The 14,986-nt window shown below is 67.2% G+C and carries 17 protein-coding genes; 9 read left to right on the top strand and 8 right to left on the bottom strand.

The genetic code is table 11. From position 1 onward, the window contains the following. Positions 1-34 precede the first annotated feature (34 nt). The 5 genes from eno to ACAM55_RS07900 all read left to right on the top strand — a co-directional run bounded on the left by eno (position 35) and on the right by ACAM55_RS07900 (position 4,028). Positions 35-1,318 carry a phosphopyruvate hydratase gene (eno, locus tag ACAM55_RS07920; RefSeq protein ID WP_055805298.1) on the top strand — a complete coding sequence of 428 codons (1,284 nt, stop codon included), beginning with the start codon at positions 35-37 and terminating at the stop codon, positions 1,316-1,318. A 17-nt stretch (positions 1,319-1,335) separates the two neighbouring features. After that, entirely contained in the window at positions 1,336-1,614 is a 279-nt protein-coding gene (ftsB, locus tag ACAM55_RS07915; protein ID WP_369655482.1) for a cell division protein FtsB, read from the top strand. Between the two features lie 118 nt (positions 1,615-1,732). Beyond that, the gene (gene pnuC, locus ACAM55_RS07910; protein ID WP_369655481.1) at positions 1,733-2,353 is read left to right on the top strand and encodes a nicotinamide riboside transporter PnuC; all 621 of its coding nucleotides are present in this window, start codon (positions 1,733-1,735) and stop codon (positions 2,351-2,353) included. Continuing rightward, positions 2,350-3,048 (top strand): AAA family ATPase, encoded by a 699-nt coding sequence (locus ACAM55_RS07905; RefSeq protein ID WP_369655480.1) that lies wholly within the window; start codon positions 2,350-2,352, stop codon positions 3,046-3,048. The genes pnuC and ACAM55_RS07905 overlap by 4 nt, the downstream gene beginning before the upstream one ends. Then, the gene (locus ACAM55_RS07900) at positions 3,048-4,028 is read left to right on the top strand and encodes a hypothetical protein (protein ID WP_369655479.1); all 981 of its coding nucleotides are present in this window, start codon (positions 3,048-3,050) and stop codon (positions 4,026-4,028) included. Before ACAM55_RS07905 ends, ACAM55_RS07900 begins: the two co-directional genes overlap by 1 nt. A 33-nt stretch (positions 4,029-4,061) precedes the next feature. Here the strand turns inward: ACAM55_RS07900 and ACAM55_RS07895 are convergent, their stop codons facing one another. Both ACAM55_RS07895 and ACAM55_RS07890 read right to left on the bottom strand, forming a co-directional pair. Continuing rightward, entirely contained in the window at positions 4,062-5,069 is a 1,008-nt protein-coding gene (locus ACAM55_RS07895) for an Hsp33 family molecular chaperone HslO (RefSeq protein ID WP_369655478.1), read from the bottom strand. Between the two features lie 34 nt (positions 5,070-5,103). Then, positions 5,104-5,628 (bottom strand): gamma carbonic anhydrase family protein, encoded by a 525-nt coding sequence (locus ACAM55_RS07890; protein ID WP_369655477.1) that lies wholly within the window; start codon positions 5,626-5,628, stop codon positions 5,104-5,106. 37 nt (positions 5,629-5,665) lie between these two features. Here ACAM55_RS07890 and ACAM55_RS07885 point away from each other — a divergent pair, with 37 nt between their 5' ends. Beyond that, positions 5,666-6,478 carry a ferritin-like domain-containing protein gene (locus tag ACAM55_RS07885; RefSeq protein WP_369655476.1) on the top strand — a complete coding sequence of 271 codons (813 nt, stop codon included), beginning with the start codon at positions 5,666-5,668 and terminating at the stop codon, positions 6,476-6,478. A 9-nt stretch (positions 6,479-6,487) separates the two neighbouring features. Here ACAM55_RS07885 and ACAM55_RS07880 read toward each other — a convergent pair whose 3' ends face one another. The 5 genes from ACAM55_RS07880 to ACAM55_RS07860 all read right to left on the bottom strand — a co-directional run bounded on the left by ACAM55_RS07880 (position 6,488) and on the right by ACAM55_RS07860 (position 10,778). Next, complete coding sequence (locus ACAM55_RS07880) at positions 6,488-6,964, bottom strand: MaoC family dehydratase (protein ID WP_369655475.1); 477 nt, start codon at positions 6,962-6,964, stop codon at positions 6,488-6,490. Between the two features lie 59 nt (positions 6,965-7,023). Then, positions 7,024-8,001 (bottom strand): Bug family tripartite tricarboxylate transporter substrate binding protein, encoded by a 978-nt coding sequence (locus ACAM55_RS07875; protein ID WP_369656353.1) that lies wholly within the window; start codon positions 7,999-8,001, stop codon positions 7,024-7,026. A gap of 17 nt (positions 8,002-8,018) precedes the next feature. Continuing rightward, positions 8,019-8,798: a DUF72 domain-containing protein gene (locus tag ACAM55_RS07870; protein ID WP_369655474.1), complete on the bottom strand. Its 780-nt coding sequence runs from the start codon at positions 8,796-8,798 to the stop codon at positions 8,019-8,021. A 14-nt stretch (positions 8,799-8,812) separates the two neighbouring features. Continuing rightward, a complete protein-coding gene (gene xerD, locus ACAM55_RS07865) occupies positions 8,813-9,724 on the bottom strand; it encodes a site-specific tyrosine recombinase XerD (RefSeq protein WP_369655473.1) in 912 nt (303 codons plus the stop codon). A gap of 79 nt (positions 9,725-9,803) precedes the next feature. After that, entirely contained in the window at positions 9,804-10,778 is a 975-nt protein-coding gene (locus tag ACAM55_RS07860) for a tripartite tricarboxylate transporter substrate binding protein BugE (protein WP_369655472.1), read from the bottom strand. Between the two features lie 101 nt (positions 10,779-10,879). Between ACAM55_RS07860 and ACAM55_RS07855 the strand changes: the two genes are divergently transcribed. After that, the gene (locus ACAM55_RS07855; RefSeq protein WP_369655471.1) at positions 10,880-11,797 is read left to right on the top strand and encodes an AEC family transporter; all 918 of its coding nucleotides are present in this window, start codon (positions 10,880-10,882) and stop codon (positions 11,795-11,797) included. Here the strand turns inward: ACAM55_RS07855 and queG are convergent. Beyond that, entirely contained in the window at positions 11,745-12,872 is a 1,128-nt protein-coding gene (gene queG / locus ACAM55_RS07850) for a tRNA epoxyqueuosine(34) reductase QueG (protein WP_369655470.1), read from the bottom strand. The two genes, ACAM55_RS07855 and queG, sit on opposite strands and share 53 nt — an antisense overlap. Here queG and tsaE point away from each other — a divergent pair. Both tsaE and ACAM55_RS07840 read left to right on the top strand, forming a co-directional pair. Continuing rightward, a complete protein-coding gene (gene tsaE / locus ACAM55_RS07845; protein ID WP_369655469.1) occupies positions 12,858-13,367 on the top strand; it encodes a tRNA (adenosine(37)-N6)-threonylcarbamoyltransferase complex ATPase subunit type 1 TsaE in 510 nt (169 codons plus the stop codon). The two genes, queG and tsaE, sit on opposite strands and share 15 nt — an antisense overlap. Beyond that, positions 13,364-14,920 (top strand): N-acetylmuramoyl-L-alanine amidase, encoded by a 1,557-nt coding sequence (locus ACAM55_RS07840; protein ID WP_369655468.1) that lies wholly within the window; start codon positions 13,364-13,366, stop codon positions 14,918-14,920. The genes tsaE and ACAM55_RS07840 overlap by 4 nt, the downstream gene beginning before the upstream one ends. Positions 14,921-14,986: the final 66 nt, after the last annotated feature.

Here is a 14,986-nt window from a genome sequence, read left to right as displayed (position 1 = left end):
ATCCGAATTCGAGACTGAAAAGAAAGAGAAACGCATGAGTGCAATCGTTGACATCGTCGGCCGCGAAATCCTCGACAGCCGCGGCAATCCCACAGTCGAGTGCGACGTGCTGCTCGAATCGGGCACCATGGGCCGCGCGGCCGTGCCCTCGGGCGCATCGACCGGTTCGCGCGAAGCCATCGAGCTGCGCGACGGCGACAAGAAGCGCTATCTCGGCAAGGGCGTGCTCAAGGCCGTGGAGAACATCAACACCGAGATCTCGGAATCCGTGCTCGGGCTCGACGCCAGCGAGCAGGCCTTCCTCGACCGCACGATGATCGACCTGGACGGCACCGACAACAAGGGCCGCCTGGGTGCCAACGCCACCCTCGCCGTCTCGATGGCCGTGGCACGCGCTGCGGCCGAAGAGTCGGGCCTGCCGCTGTACCGCTACTTCGGCGGCATGGGCGGCATGCAGCTGCCGGTGCCGATGATGAACGTCATCAACGGCGGTGCGCACGCCAACAACAGCCTGGACCTGCAAGAGTTCATGATCATCCCCGTGGGTGCGCCGAGCTTCCGCGAGGCCGTGCGCTATGGCGCCGAAGTGTTCCACGCGCTCAAGAAGATTCTGGGCGACCGCGGCATCAGCACGGCGGTCGGCGACGAAGGCGGTTTCGCGCCCAGCGTCGAGAGCCATGAAGCAGCCATCCAGCTGATTCTCGAAGCCATCGACAAGGCCGGCTACGTGGCGGGCGAGCAGATTGCGCTCGGCCTCGACTGCGCCGCCAGCGAGTTCTACAAGGACGGCAACTACGTGCTCTCCGGCGAGAACCTCACCTTGTCGGCCGGCAACTGGGCCGACATGCTGGCCACCTGGGTCGACAAGTACCCGATCATCAGCATCGAAGACGGCATGCACGAAGGCGACTGGGACGGCTGGAAGCTGCTCACCGACCGCCTCGGCAAGCGCGTTCAGCTGGTGGGCGACGACCTGTTCGTCACCAACACCAAGATCCTGCAGGAAGGCATCGACAAGGGCATTGCCAACTCGATCCTGATCAAGATCAACCAGATCGGCACGCTGACCGAGACCTTCGCCGCCATCGAGATGGCCAAGCGCGCGGGCTACACGGCCGTCATCTCGCACCGCTCGGGCGAAACCGAGGACAGCACCATCGCCGACATCGCGGTGGGCACCAACGCCGGCCAGATCAAGACCGGTTCGCTCTCGCGCTCGGACCGCATCGCCAAGTACAACCAGCTGCTGCGCATCGAAGAAGACCTCGGCGACATCGCCAGCTACCCCGGCCGCGGCGCGTTCTACAACCTGAAGTAGCGCCCGAAGCCGGCGGCATGCGCTCGCGCCTCGTTCCACCCATCGTGCTGTTGCTGCTGCTGGTCATCCTGCAGTGGCAGCTGTGGAACGGGCGCGGCAGCGTGCGCGACGTGTCTCAGCTGCAGACCAAGCTGGCGGAGCAGAAAGAGGCCAATGCCAAGGCCACGGTGGCCAACGAGCGGCTGGCCTCCGAGGTCAACGACCTCAAGGTCGGCCTCGAGATGGTCGAAGAGCGCGCGCGACAGGAGCTGGGCATGGTCAAGCCCAACGAAGTGTTCGTTCAGGTCACACGCTGAATATGGCCCCCACGCTCGGCACTGCGTGTCCTCGCTGCCCCTCGAGGGGGCCGCTCACGCCTTGGGGCGGCCCGGCGGCGCTCGGTGCGTTTGCACGGGGCCGACCGCTGGCGCGCTGATGCCCGAGTTCTTCTCGGCCCCCGCCTTCGCGCTCTGGGGCTCACCGGTCAGTTGGCTCGAACTCGTGGCCGCCGTGCTGGCGCTTGCGATGGTCGGCTGCAACATGCGCGAAGTCCATTGGGGCTGGCCGCTCGCGATCGTCAGCTCGCTGCTCTACGTGGCCGTGTTTGCGCAGGCGCGCATCTATGGCGATGCCTCGCTCCAGGTGTTCTTCGCGATCGTCGCGTTCTGGGGCTGGTTTCAGTGGCTGCGGGGCCATCGCGCCGACGGCAGCGCATTGCGGGTCAGCCGGCTGTCGCCGCGCGGCATCGCGTTTTCGCTGGTGGCCTGCGCAGTGGCATGGCCCGCCGTCGCCCTCTTCCTGCGCCGCTTTACCGACACCGACGTGCCCTGGTGGGACGGATTCTCGACCGGGCTCAGCCTCGTCGGCCAGTTCCTGCTCGGCCGCAAATTCATCGAGAACTGGCTCGTGTGGCTGGCGGTGAACATCGTGAGCGTGGGCCTGTTCATCCACAAGGGCCTGTGGCTCACGGTCGGCCTCTACGCCGTGTTTGCGGTGCTCAGCATCGCGGGTTTTCTTGCATGGCGCACGCGCATGCCCGAGGCCGCGCGCGCATGACTCCCATGCTGCCGGCCGGATGCATCATTGCACTGCTCGGTGCCGAGAGCACCGGCAAGACCGAACTCGCCCGCGCGCTCACGCAGCGCCTGCAAGAGCGCGGCATTGCCACCACGATGGTGGGCGAATACCTGCGCGAGTGGTGCGACCGCGAAGGCCGCACGCCCCGCCCCGACGAGCAGCGGTCCATTGCCCAAGAGCAGACCCGCCGCATCGAAGCCGCGGCCGCCTCGGGGGTGGTGGTGGCCGATACCACGGCCCTCATGACCGCGGTCTACAGCGAGCAGCTGTTCGGCGACACCTCGCTCCATGCCGACGCACTGGCGGCGCAGGCGCGCTATGCCATCACCCTGCTGACCGCGCTCGACATTCCATGGGTTGCCGACGCATTGCGCGATGGCGACCATGCGCGCGAACCCACCGATGCGCTGGTACGCGCGGCGCTGGCGGGTGCAAGGCTTTCTTTCGCGGTGGTGCACGGCACCGGCAGCGAAAGGCTCTCCAGTGCGTGGAACGCCATCAACTCCATTGCCGGCAGCGAAGGCCGGCCCCGCGCGCGAGGCCGCCTCGATTCGAAGCCGGCCACCTGGTCATGGCCTTGCGAGAAGTGCTCCGACCCGGAATGCGAACATCGGCTCTTCAGCGACCTGATCGGACGCCGCGACAACCCGCCAATACCCAGTTCGGAGATCTGATGTCCCCGCTTCGTTTCTCTCATCCCGCTCGCTGCGCCGGCCTCTTGCTTGCCGCACTGCTCATGGCAGCCGGCGCCGCCACGGCCGCGCCCGTCGCCGCCACGGTGGAGAACGCCACCACGCCCACGGCCTGCGCCGAAGAAGACAACGTCTCGCTGGTGCTGCACGGCGCCGGCATCCGGCGCATGCGCATCGAGGCGCTGCCACCGCCCTATCTGGACAGCATCGGCAACGACACCACCGCACCCGACTTCTCGAACTGCAACTTCGACGGCGGTGCGCACCCCACCGATCCCGCGCACAAGTTCAAGCCGCGCCGCGTGGTGCTGCTCGACGACCTGCAGTGGCGCATCGTCGGCATGACCTTGCCGAGCTTCTGGCGGCCGCAGCAGGTGCCGGTGCGCGTGGGCGCGCGCACGGACCGTGGCTTTCACATGCTGCAGATCTTCCGCAAGGAAGAAGGCAAGGCGCTGGAAGCGCTGGTGCTCTATCCGGCCGACGGCTACTGGCGCATCAAGCCGCTGCCGGAAGAACGCTTCGGCGACGGGGTGTACGGCTCTTCGTTCCTGCTCGGGCCGGTCGAACAGGGCAGCCGGCCGGTGGTCGACATCGCGTCGATCCGCATCGTGCCCAAGCCCCTGGCCATTCACCTGCGCTTCGTCGGGGGTGGCAGTGCGGTGGCCAAGGTGTCCGAGATCAGCCGCACACGCACCGCGCTCGACGTGCGGCTCTCGTCGCCGACGGCGAATGCCCGGCCTTTCGCGGTGCTGCGCTCGATGTACGTGACGCCCGACAACGCCGACGTGAGCGAGGTGCGGTGGCAGGAGTCGCCCGATGCGGCGGAGCAGGTGCTGTCCCTGCCAGAGCTGAAGACACTGAGCGGCACGCACCTGCGCTTCGGACGCAGCCTGCCTTCGCGCCACAACACCAGCGCACCCGACATCGTGTTCGGCGACTTCGACGACAAGGTGCCGCGCTGATCGAGGCTGCCGGCTGCGCGGAGGGCGCTGCTGCTACTGGACGACGGAGCTGCCCGGAACCTGGTCGCCCGGCGGCTTGAAGAGCTGCGCCGTATCGACCGCGTCGAAGCGGTACTGCTTGCCGCAGAAGTCGCAGCCCACCTCGATGTCGCCGCGCTCGGCGAGGATCTCCTCGGCCTCCTCCACGCCGAGTCCCCGGATCATCTGCGCCACGCGGTCGCGGCCGCAGGTGCACGCGAAATGCGGTCCGAGCAGGCCCGCCTGGGGTTCGAAACGCAGCAACTTTTCTTCCCAGAACAGGCGGCGAAGAATGGTCTCGATGTCGAGCGTGAGCAGCTCGTCGCGCGTCAGGCTCGAGGCGAGGATCGAGATGCGGTTGTAGTCCTCGTTCAGGCCGATCTGGTCCTGGTTGGCCTGGTCGTGGTCCTTGTCGGCGGTGCCGGACTGGCCTTCGAGGTTGCCCTCGCCCTTCACCGGCAGGCGCTGGATGAGCAGGCCGGCCGCCACCTTGTCGTCGGCCGCGAGCACCAGCGTGGTGTCGAGTTGCTCGCTCTGAAGCATGTAGTGCTGCAGCACGTCGCTGAGCTTGCCGAGCTTCTCGCCCTCGTCGTCGAAGAGCGGCACCACGCCCTGGTAAGGCGTCGTGCCCGGCAATTTGTCCTTGGGGTCGAGGGTGATCGCGCAGCGGCCCTTGTTGCTCTCGTTGACCATCTCGGGCAGGCGCGCATCGGCCGGCAGGTCGCCGATCACCTTGGCGGTGGCGCGCAGGCTCAGGTCGGGCTTGGCCTCGGCCACGGCCACCTTGACCGGGCCGTCGCCGAAGATCTGCAGGATCAACGCGCCGTTGAACTTGATGTTGGCCTGCATCAGCGTGGCCGCGGCGGTCATCTCGCCGAGCAGCTCGGCCACGGGCGGCGCATAGGCGCCGGTGGCGGTGTTGGAGGCGCGCCGCGCCAGGATTTCCTGCCACGCATCTGTCAGGCGCACGATCATGCCGCGCACCGGCAGGCCATCAAACAGGAATTTGTGCAGCTCGCTCAAAACGGATTCTTCTTTCTGTTGGGCCTGCGCGGTGTCAGGCAATCTTCTTGAGGCCCTTCGCATAGCGAACGGCGTTGTTGACGTAGTGCTCCGAGCCGTGGCGCAAACGGGCGGCATCTTCGTCGCTGATCGTGCGCATCACCTTGGCGGGCGAGCCGAAGATCAGGGAATTGTCGGGAAACTCCTTGCCCTCCGTCACGACGCTGCCGGCACCGACAATCGAATTGCGGCCGATCTTCGCGTTATTCAAGACCACGGCCTGGATGCCGATCAGCGAGTTGTCGCCGATAGTGCAGCCATGCAGCATCACCTGGTGGCCGATGGTGACGTTCTCTCCGATGGTGAGCGGGCTGCCGGGGTCCGAATGCAGCATCGACATGTCCTGCACGTTGCTGTTGCGTCCGATGGTCATCGTCTCGTTGTCGCCGCGCAGCACCGCGCCGAACCAGATGCTCGCGTTGTCGCCCAGCTGCACGTTGCCGATCACTTCCGCGCTGTCGGCGACCCATGCGCCGGTGCCGAGTTGCGGCGCAACGCCGTCGAGTTCATAGAGGGCCATCGTGGAGTCTCCGGGGGCAAAAACTAGAATTGTAGGGATGCACCCCCGATTGAGCGCGCTGGCCGCGCTGCGACTGACCGACCCTGAGGCCAAGGTGGCCGCGACACGCGCCACTGCTGCATCGGCAGCTACCGATTTCATAGCAACTGAACCCCTGCGCGCCGTGGGCGATGACATCGGCGTGCCGGGCCGGCCCGAACGGCCGCTGCGCGTGGCCGCCACCGCCGTGCAGAAGCGCTCGCCGTTCACGCCCGAAGGCCGCGCCGCGTTGATCCATTCGATCTGCCACATCGAGTTCAACGCCATCAACCTGGCGCTCGACGCGGTCTGGCGCTACGACAGCATGCCCGAGGCCTACTACCGCGACTGGCTTCGCGTGGCCGATGAAGAGGCGCAGCACTTCACGCTGCTGCATGCGCACCTGCAGGGCATGGGCTGGCGCTACGGCGACTTCCCCGGCCACGACGGGCTCTGGAGCATGTGCGAGAAAACGAAGGACGACGTGCTCGCGCGCATGGCGCTGGTGCCGCGCACCCTCGAGGCGCGCGGGCTCGACGCCACGCCGCTGATCCAGGCCAAGCTGAAGCGTGTCAACACGCCCGATGCGCTGCGCGCGGTCGAGATCCTGGACATCATCCTGCGCGACGAAGTGGGCCACGTGGCCATCGGCAACCGCTGGTACCGCTGGCTCTGCGAACGCGAGGGCCGCGATCCCGAGACGGCCTATCCCGAACTCGTGGCGCGCTACGAGGCCCCGCGCCTGAAGCCGCCCTTCAACCTCGAAGCACGCGGACGGGCGGGTTTCAGCGCCGGGGAACTGCGCGCGCTCTCGGCCGGCAGCAAGGACTGAACGGAAGGCCTACGCGGGCCGGGCGTGCACCACCAGCTTGGGCGTGAAGTACTGGACCACCTCGCCGAGCTGGTTGAGCGTGCGGCATCGCATCGTCACCATCGCGCGGCCGGGCTTGGAGCGCGAGGGCACGATCTCGAGCACCTCGCTCACCACGTGCAGCACATCGCCGGGCCGCGTGGGCTTGGGCCATTGCAGTTCGCCGCCCGAGCCGATGATGCCCTCGGCCAGCGGAATGCCGCTTTCCACCATCAGCTTCATCGTCAGCGCCGCGGTGTGCCAGCCGCTTGCCGCAAGGCCGCCGAAGAAAGTGGTCTTCGCGGCCTTTTCGTCGATGTGGAAAGGCTGCGGATCGAACTGGAGCGCAAAGGCCTTGATCTGCTTCACGTCCAGCGCATGTTCGCCGCTCTGGAAACGATCGCCGACCGACAGGTCTTCCAGGTACAGCGCGCGCTTCGCGCCGGTGTCGTCAGGGAGTGCCACCATGGGAGTTCCTTGTAGTGCCTGTGCGCATTCTCGAACTTTCAGCGCGCCAGGTGGCAGGGTCAATCGGCCTTGATATTCGCGGCCTTGACGATGCGTCCATTGCTCTCGAACTCCGAGGCGATCTCCTTGGCGAAGGCTGCGGGGGTTCCGCCGGTTGGCACGTTGTCGGTGGCGGTGAGCTTGGCGCGCAGCTCGGGGCTGGCCAGCGCCTTGTTGATTTCGGCGTTGTACTTTGCAATCAGCGCGGGTGGCGTCGCCGCGGGCGCGAAGACGCCGAACAGCGAGTTGATGTTGGCCGCGTTGTAGCCCAGCTCGCCCAACGTGGGCACCTGCGGCAGGCTTTCGAGTCGCGCGGGTGCACCTACCGCGAGCGGGCGCAGCTTGCCCGACTGGATGTGCGAAGTGAGCGTGGGGCTCGCATTGCTAGAGAGGATTTCGAACTGCCCGCCGAGCGCATCGTTGAGCTGCTGGCCGCCGCCCTTGTACGGCACGTGCGTGATGTCCACGCCCGCCGCCGAACGGACCTGTTCGAGCACGATGTGCCCGAGGGATGCGGGACCGGACGTGGCCCAGCGCACCGCTCCCGGCTGCGCCTTGGCATCGGCCAGCAGTGCGCGGAAGTCTTTCGCCTTGCTGGCCGGCGTGGCAATCAGCAGCACCGGCGAATACATCACGCTGGCGACCGGTGCCACGTCCTTCAGCGGATCGAAGGGCAGCTTGCCGAGGTGTGGGCTGAGCACCAGCGGGCTGATGGCCGAGAAGCCGAGCGTTGCGCCATCGGGCGCGGCCTTGGCGACCGCGTCCATGCCGATGGCCCCGCTGGCGCCGGCACGGTTTTCCACCACCACGGTGGTTCCCAACTGGGTGGCGAGCTTGTCGCCGAGCGCACGCGCGACCACATCGCTGACACCTCCGGCGGGGTACGCGACGATGAGGCGAATGGTCTTGGGAACGGCTTGAGCCTGTGCACCGGCCGCTGCCGCGCAAAGCGATGCCGCACCGGCAAGGAGCCACGTGGGCCTGAAGGAGAAATGCATGTCGAGCCTGAAGAAGTTCACGGATGTTCCGCTGCGGGAAACGCCGATTCTGAAGCAATGCGCGACAGCGTCAGCGCGTTGCCCACGGCCGCACCGCTGGCCGTGTTGTCGAAGATGCACCAACAGGCAGCGCCCTCCTCGTCCCGGGCCTGCCGCAAGCGCACGGCAAGCCGCTGCAGCAGTGCATCGTCATAGGCCGACCAATAGCGGCGCGGCGAACCGTGCAGGCGCAGGTACGCCAGCCCGGTCCATCCGCCCGGGGCTGCAGCCTCATCGAAGAGGACCGGGTCGGCCAGCACGCGGGCGATGCGAAACTGCGAGAGCAAGGCCTCCGCCTGCGGCACGAACCAGCTGCGATGCCGCGGTTCGAGCGCCACCGCACCTTGGTGCCTTCTGCGCAGCGCCGCCAGGAATCGCTTGGCAACGACGGCGTCGAAAGACAGGCTGGGCGGCAGTTGCACCACGAGGCAGCCGAGCTTGCCGCCCAGCCCGCCAACCTGCGCGAGGAACGCCTCGAAGGCCGGCATCGCCTCGACCAGTCGGCTCTCGTGCGTGATGGATTGCGGCAGCTTGACCGAAAAGCGAAAGCCCTCGGGCGTGCTGGCGGCCCAGCGCTCATAGGTTTCGCGCCGGTGCGGGCTGTAGAAAGAACTGTCGATTTCCACCGCGTCGAAGCGCTGCGCATAGCGCGCGAGATGCGAACCCTCGGCAGGAAACCCGGGCCACGAGGCGCGCGGCAGGCTCCAGCCCGCGCAACCGATGCGCAGTGGCTGCGGCAGCGTTACCGAGCGGGCCATTTCGCGTGGCGCCCTCAGCCGCGCGGGTGGTGCTTGGCGTGCAGCTGTTTGAGCCGCTCGCGCGCCACGTGGGTGTAGATGGTCGTCGTCGAAATATCCGCGTGCCCCAGCAGCAGCTGCACCGCGCGCAGGTCGGCGCCATGGTTCAGCAAATGGGTGGCGAATGCATGCCGCAAGGTGTGCGGCGACAGCGGCACGTGAATGCCGGCCGCGGCGGCCTGCTTCTTCACGATGATCCAGAACATCACGCGCGTCATGCCCGCACCGCGCGCGGTCACGAACAGGTCGGGCGTCTGCTGCGCATCGAGAATGACGGGCCGCGACTCCTCCAGATAGCGCTCGATCCAGCGGCGCGCCTCGCCGCCGAAAGGCACGAGGCGCTCCTTGTTGCCCTTGCCCAGCACGCGCAGGACGCCGTCGTTCAGGCTCATGTCGATGGCCTTGAGCGCAACCAGCTCGCTCACGCGCAGCCCGCTCGCATACATCAGCTCGAGCATGGCGCGATCACGCAGCCCCAGCGGCGTCTCGACGTCGGGCGCGGCCAGCAGGTCGTCGACCTGCTTTTCGGACAAGGTCTTGATGGCGCGCGGCATCTGCCGCGCCGGCGCGAGCCGCAGGCTCGGATCGGCCGCGATGCGCCGCTCGCGCAGCGCCCAGCGGTAATAGCGCTTGAACACGGTGAGCCGCCGATTGGCCGAGGTGGCCTTGCCTTTGGTGGAAAGGCGCACGCCCATGTAGGCCTGCAGGTCGTTCTCCTTCGCGGCATCGAGCACCGCGCCGCCGCGCTCCTTGCGCAGCCACTGCGCGAACAGCGCCAGGTCGCGCCGGTAGGCGGCCAGCGTGTTCTTCGACAGTCCATCTTCGAGCCAGAGGGCGTCGATGAAGTCGTCGATTTCAGGAGTTTGTACGGCAGCGGCCTCGGTCATGCCTGCAAGATAGCAAAAATGAAATCACCAAAGAAAAAGGCCGCCCGTGTGCGGACGGCCTTGGTCAGAAGAAAGCGGATCAGTCGAGCTTTAGCTTCTGCTTGGCCACCACCTGCTTGTAGACCTCGTACTCGGCCTTGATCTGCGCGGCAAACTGCTCGGGCGTGTTGGCCACGATCAGCGAACCGGTGTCTTCGATGCGCTTCTTCACGGCCGGGTCTTCCACGGACTTCTTCACGCCGGCATTGATCTTGTCGACCACTTCCTTCGGCAGGCCCTTGGGACCGAGGATGCCGTAGTAGGCCATGCGATTGACCGGCTCGAGCCCCACTTCCTTGAAGGTCGGCACATTGGGCAGCGCGGCAAGGCGCTGCGGCGCCGACACCACGATGGGAACCAGGCGGCCGCTCTGGATGAACGGCATGGCCGACGGAATGTTGTCGAACATGATCGGCACCTGGCCCGCTACGACGTCGTTGAGCGCGGGGCCCGCGCCGCGGTAGGGAATGTGCGTGACGAAAGTGTTGGTGAGGCTCTTGTAGAGCTCCATCAGCAGGTGGCCGATGCCGCCTGTGCCGGACGAGGCATACGAATACTTGCCGGGGTTCTTCTTGAGCTCGGCCACGAACTCCGCGTAGTTCTTGGCCGGGAAGCTCGGGTTCACCGCAATGATGTTCGGCGTGGCCGCGATGTTGATGATCGGCGTGAAGTCGTTGATCGGGTCGTACGGCACCTTCGGGTTGATGGCCGGGTTGGCCGCCGTGCTCGAGACCGTGGCCACACCGAGCTTGTAGCCGTCGGGCGTGGCGCGCGCCGTTTCGGCCGCACCGACGATGCCGCCGCCGCCCGCGCGGTTGATCACCACCACCGGCTGGCCCAGCACCTTGCCCAGGGGGTCGGAGATGACGCGCGCCACGATGTCGGTCGTGCCGCCCGGTGCAAAGGGCACGCTCAGTTCGACCGGCTTGTTGGGATAGCCCTGCGCGAAGCTCTGGCCAGCGACCGCGACCAGCGCGGCGGCACCTACCATGGCGCCCCATTGACGACGTTGCATCGATAACTCCTTGATTGACTATGTCGAAAAAGCAAAGCCCCGGATGCTAGCGGCTTCGCACTGCGCCCGTGCTGTGGATTACCCATGGTTCGCCACGGTTTATGCTCGAAGCGGTGAACTTCGCCCAGCTGCTCTTCCCGGACTTTTCTCTCATTGCCATCGGTTGGCTGCTTTGCCGCTACACCGCGCTCGACCGCCGCGTGTGGGACCAGGTCGAAAGCCTGGTGTACTACTTTCTATTCCCGGTATTGCTGTTCCATTCGATCGTGCGCAGCCCGCTCGATTTTGGCGCCACCTCGAGCCTGCTCACCGCGGGCGTGGGCATCGGCATCTGCGGCATTGCGCTGGCCTATGCGCTGCCCTTCGTTCCAGGCCTGCGCACGCACATCGACCGCCGCGATCACGCGGCAAGCACGCAGATCGCGTTTCGCTTCAACTCCTTCATCTGCCTTGCGCTCGCCGAACGGCTGGCCGGCCCGCAAGGCCTGTTGCTGATCGCGGTGCTGATCGGCGTATGCGTGCCGATGTTCAACATCGCGGCCGTCTGGCCGATGGCGCGGCACGCCCAGACCGGTTTTACGCGGCAACTGGTGCGCAACCCGCTGATCGTCGCCACGCTGGCCGGGCTGCTCGCGAACGTGCTGGGCTTCACCATTCCGAACTGGGCCACGCCGACGCTCACGCGCATCGGCGCCGCATCGCTCGCGCTCGGCCTGCTGGCGGCGGGGGCGGGCATGCAGTTCGCAACCCTGGGGCGCGGCAAGGTGCTGGCGGTTTCGGTGCTTGCCATACGGCATCTGTTCTTGCCGCTGGTCGCCTGGGGCCTCTCCCTTGCGCTGCGCCTGGACGCCACGCAGGCTTCCGTGCTGATGGCGTTTTCCGCCGTGCCCACGGCCTCGAGCGCCTATGTGCTGGCAGCGCGCATGGGCTACAACGGGCCGTACGTGGCGGGTCTCGTGACCCTGTCTACGTTGCTGGGGATGGCGAGCCTGCCGTTTGCGCTGGCGTTGCCGCGCTAGCCGGCGCGGGTCGCTGCGCCAGGGCCCACGCCACGTGCTCGCGCACCAGTTCGCTGGGGTGAGAGGCCCGCGCGGCCAAGGCCTCCGCGGCGCCGCTCTCGCCGGCGCGCAGCGCGTTGCCAAGTGCCACGGCAATGTTGCGCAGCCAGCGTTCGTGCCCGATGCGCCGGATGGGACTGCCCTCGGTGAAGCGCAAGAAATCTTCTTCGCTCCAGGCGAAGAGCGAAGCCAGCGCCTGGCCGGTCAACCCTTCGCGTGCGTCGAAGTCGGGCAGCGCGCTTTTCTTCGCGAACTTGTTCCAGGGGCAGATCAGCTGGCAATCGTCGCAACCATAGATGCGGTTGCCCATCAATGGCCGAAGCTCCAGCGGAATGGGTCCGCCGTGCTCGATGGTGAGGTAGGAGATGCAGCGCCGCGCATCGAGCCGATACGGCGCAATGATGGCCTTCGTAGGGCACACGTCGATGCAGGCGCTGCAGCTGCCGCAATGCGCGGTGACCGGCTCGCTCTCGGGCAGCGCCATGTCGACATAGATCTCGCCGAGGAAGAACATCGAGCCCGCGCTGCGGTCCAGCACCAGCGTGTGCTTGCCGCGCCAGCCCTGGCCGCTGCGCGACGCGAGCTCGGCTTCGAGCACCGGGGCCGAATCGGTGAAGGCGCGATGGCCGAACGGGCCCACCTCCGCGGCGATGCGCTCGGCCAGCTTGGCCAAGCGCGCGCGCAGCACCTTGTGATAGTCGCGGCCGCGCGCATAGACCGAGACGATGGCCTCCCCGGGCCGCGTGAGGCGTTCGAACTCCACGGCCTGCCAATCGTCCAGCGGCGTGCCCTGCGGCAGGTAGTCCATGCGCGCCGTGATGACGCTCACCGTGCCCGGCACCAGCTCGGCGGGCCTCGCGCGGCGCGTGCCGTGCGTTTCCATGTATTTCATCTCGCCATGGAACCCATGGGCCAGCCATTGCATCAGACCTTCCTCGGCGCTCGATAGATCGACGCCCGCGATTCCGATTTGGGAGAATCCGAGTTCCCGGGCCAATGCCTGAATACGAGCAACGAGTGGATGGCTGACGATCACTTGCCGATTGTAGAAATTCCGAAGAACGCCGGCCGCACGCTGCACTGGCGCAGCGAGGACGACACCGCCGCCTTCGCACGCGCCCTCGCCGCCTCGCCCGCATTGCGCGATGCCTTCATTGCGCTGCATGGCGACCTCGGCGCCGGCAAGACCACCTTCGTGCGCCACCTGCTGCGCGCGCTCGGCATCGAGGGCCGCATCAAGAGCCCGACCTATGCGGTGGTCGAACCGCACGAGGCACCCGACGGGCTCGCCATCTTCCATTTCGACTTCTACCGTTTCAACGATCCCCGCGAATGGGACGACGCCGGTTTTCGCGACATTTTTGCCGGACCGGGGCTCAAGCTCGCCGAATGGCCGGAAAACGCCGCGGGCCGCACACCAATTGCCGACCTCGCTATTAAAATAGAAGCAATGACCGACGACACACGCAGCGTGACCCTCCTGGCCAACACCCCGCGCGGCAGCGATCTGCTGGCGCGCATCGGCGCATGAAGGCGAGCGGACTCAAGCGGCGCGTGCTGCTGCAAGGCGGCAGCATTGCGCTGATGCTCGGCGTGCACCAGATCGCGCGCGGCGCCACCATCCTCGCCGTGCGCGTATGGCCCGCGGCCGATTACACGCGCGTGACCATCGAGTCCGATGCGCGCCTCCATTCGCAGCAGCTCGTGGTGGGCAGCCCGCCCCGGCTGGCGGTGGACATCGAAGGCATCGACCTGAACCCCGAACTGCGCGAACTGGTCGGCAAGATCAAGCCCGGCGATCCGTACATCAACGGCCTGCGCGTCGGGCAGAACGCGCCGAAGGTGGTGCGCATCGTCTTCGACCTGAAGCAGGCCGTGGTGCCGCAGGTGTTCTCGCTGGCGCCGATTGCCGCGTACAAGCACCGGCTGGTGCTCGACCTCTACCCCGAAAAAGCCATCGACCCGATGGAAGCGCTGATCACCGAGCGCCTGCGCGAGGCGCCGCGCAGCAGCAGCGGCGGCAACGACACCGCCGTGGCCAGCGCGCCCTCGGTGCCGCCGCCCGCCGCGCCGTCTTCGGGCCTCGCGCCCGATGGCGGGCCGCCGGTTCTCGTGCGGCCTTCGCCCAACGTGCCCGCGCCGCGCCCTGTGCCCGGCGCTGCTGCGCCTCCCGCCAGGCCACCGGCCGCGGCGGCCGCGCCCGCACCCGATCCGCTGGGCGAACTGATGGCGCAGCAGTCGACGCGGCCCGGCCTTGTCGCGCCACCACCGCCCATTGCGCCCACGGCGCCCGCGGCGCCCATTGCCCCTGCTGCGCCCGTCGCGGCTGCGCGCAACGGCGCCACCGCGAGCCGCACCGACCGCATCATCATCGTGGCCCTCGATCCAGGCCACGGCGGCGAAGATCCGGGCGCCATCGGCCCCAACGGCACGCGCGAAAAAGACATCGTGCTGCAAATTGCGCACCGCCTGCGCGACCGCATCAACACCAGCAGCGTCAACGGCAATCCGATGCGCGCGTTTCTTACACGTGACGCGGACTTTTTTGTGCCGCTGGGCGTGCGCGTGCAAAAAGCGCGGCGCGTACAGGCTGACCTGTTCGTGAGCATCCATGCCGATGCATTCACCACGCCCGCGGCCCGCGGCGCGAGCGTGTTTGCGTTGAGCCAGAGCGGCGCCTCGAGCAGTGCTGCGCGCTGGCTTGCCAACAAGGAAAACGACGCCGACAAGGTGGGCGGCGTGAATGTCGGCAACCACGAAGTGCAGGTACAGCGCGCGCTGCTCGACATGAGCACCACGGCCCAGATCAACGACAGCCTCAAGCTCGGCGGTGCCATGCTGGGCGAGATCCGCGGCATCGGCGCGCGGCTGCACAAGCCCCAGGTCGAGCAGGCCGGTTTTGCCGTGCTCAAGGCGCCCGACATTCCGAGCGTGCTGGTCGAAACGGCGTTCATCAGCAACCCCGAAGAAGAAGCGAACCTGCGCAGCGTCAGCTACCAGGAGAGCCTTGCTGACGCGCTGATGCGCGGCATCCAGCGCTACTTTGCACAGAACCCGCCGCTGGCGCGCAGCCGTCAGCTTTGACTGTCTTGCGCCGCCCTGCTGTCCCACGCCGGGCGGCCCGTGGCAACGCACACCCAGGCGCGGCAG

Source organism: Variovorax sp. V213, from assembly GCF_041154455.1.
Lineage (GTDB): Bacteria > Pseudomonadota > Gammaproteobacteria > Burkholderiales > Burkholderiaceae_C > Variovorax.
Note: the sequence above shows the minus strand (reverse complement) of the source record. Positions and strands in the feature narration are given on the sequence as shown.

Bases quoted from the DNA above. Each gene is read 5' to 3' on its own strand.
- xerD (WP_369655473.1), bottom strand. From the start codon at position 9,724: ATGACCGAGGCCGCTGCCGTACAAACTCCTGAAATCGACGACTTCATC.
- ftsB (WP_369655482.1), top strand. From the start codon at position 1,336: ATGCGCTCGCGCCTCGTTCCACCCATCGTGCTGTTGCTGCTGCTGGTC.
- ACAM55_RS07875 (WP_369656353.1), bottom strand. From the start codon at position 8,001: ATGCATTTCTCCTTCAGGCCCACGTGGCTCCTTGCCGGTGCGGCATCG.
- ACAM55_RS07860 (WP_369655472.1), bottom strand. From the start codon at position 10,778: ATGCAACGTCGTCAATGGGGCGCCATGGTAGGTGCCGCCGCGCTGGTC.
- ACAM55_RS07900 (WP_369655479.1), top strand. From the start codon at position 3,048: ATGTCCCCGCTTCGTTTCTCTCATCCCGCTCGCTGCGCCGGCCTCTTG.
- pnuC (WP_369655481.1), top strand. From the start codon at position 1,733: ATGCCCGAGTTCTTCTCGGCCCCCGCCTTCGCGCTCTGGGGCTCACCG.
- tsaE (WP_369655469.1), top strand. From the start codon at position 12,858: ATGGCTGACGATCACTTGCCGATTGTAGAAATTCCGAAGAACGCCGGC.
- ACAM55_RS07890 (WP_369655477.1), bottom strand. From the start codon at position 5,628: ATGGCCCTCTATGAACTCGACGGCGTTGCGCCGCAACTCGGCACCGGC.
- ACAM55_RS07880 (WP_369655475.1), bottom strand. From the start codon at position 6,964: ATGGTGGCACTCCCTGACGACACCGGCGCGAAGCGCGCGCTGTACCTG.
- ACAM55_RS07840 (WP_369655468.1), top strand. From the start codon at position 13,364: ATGAAGGCGAGCGGACTCAAGCGGCGCGTGCTGCTGCAAGGCGGCAGC.
- ACAM55_RS07855 (WP_369655471.1), top strand. From the start codon at position 10,880: ATGCTCGAAGCGGTGAACTTCGCCCAGCTGCTCTTCCCGGACTTTTCT.
- ACAM55_RS07870 (WP_369655474.1), bottom strand. From the start codon at position 8,798: ATGGCCCGCTCGGTAACGCTGCCGCAGCCACTGCGCATCGGTTGCGCG.
- ACAM55_RS07885 (WP_369655476.1), top strand. From the start codon at position 5,666: ATGCACCCCCGATTGAGCGCGCTGGCCGCGCTGCGACTGACCGACCCT.
- eno (WP_055805298.1), top strand. From the start codon at position 35: ATGAGTGCAATCGTTGACATCGTCGGCCGCGAAATCCTCGACAGCCGC.
- ACAM55_RS07905 (WP_369655480.1), top strand. From the start codon at position 2,350: ATGACTCCCATGCTGCCGGCCGGATGCATCATTGCACTGCTCGGTGCC.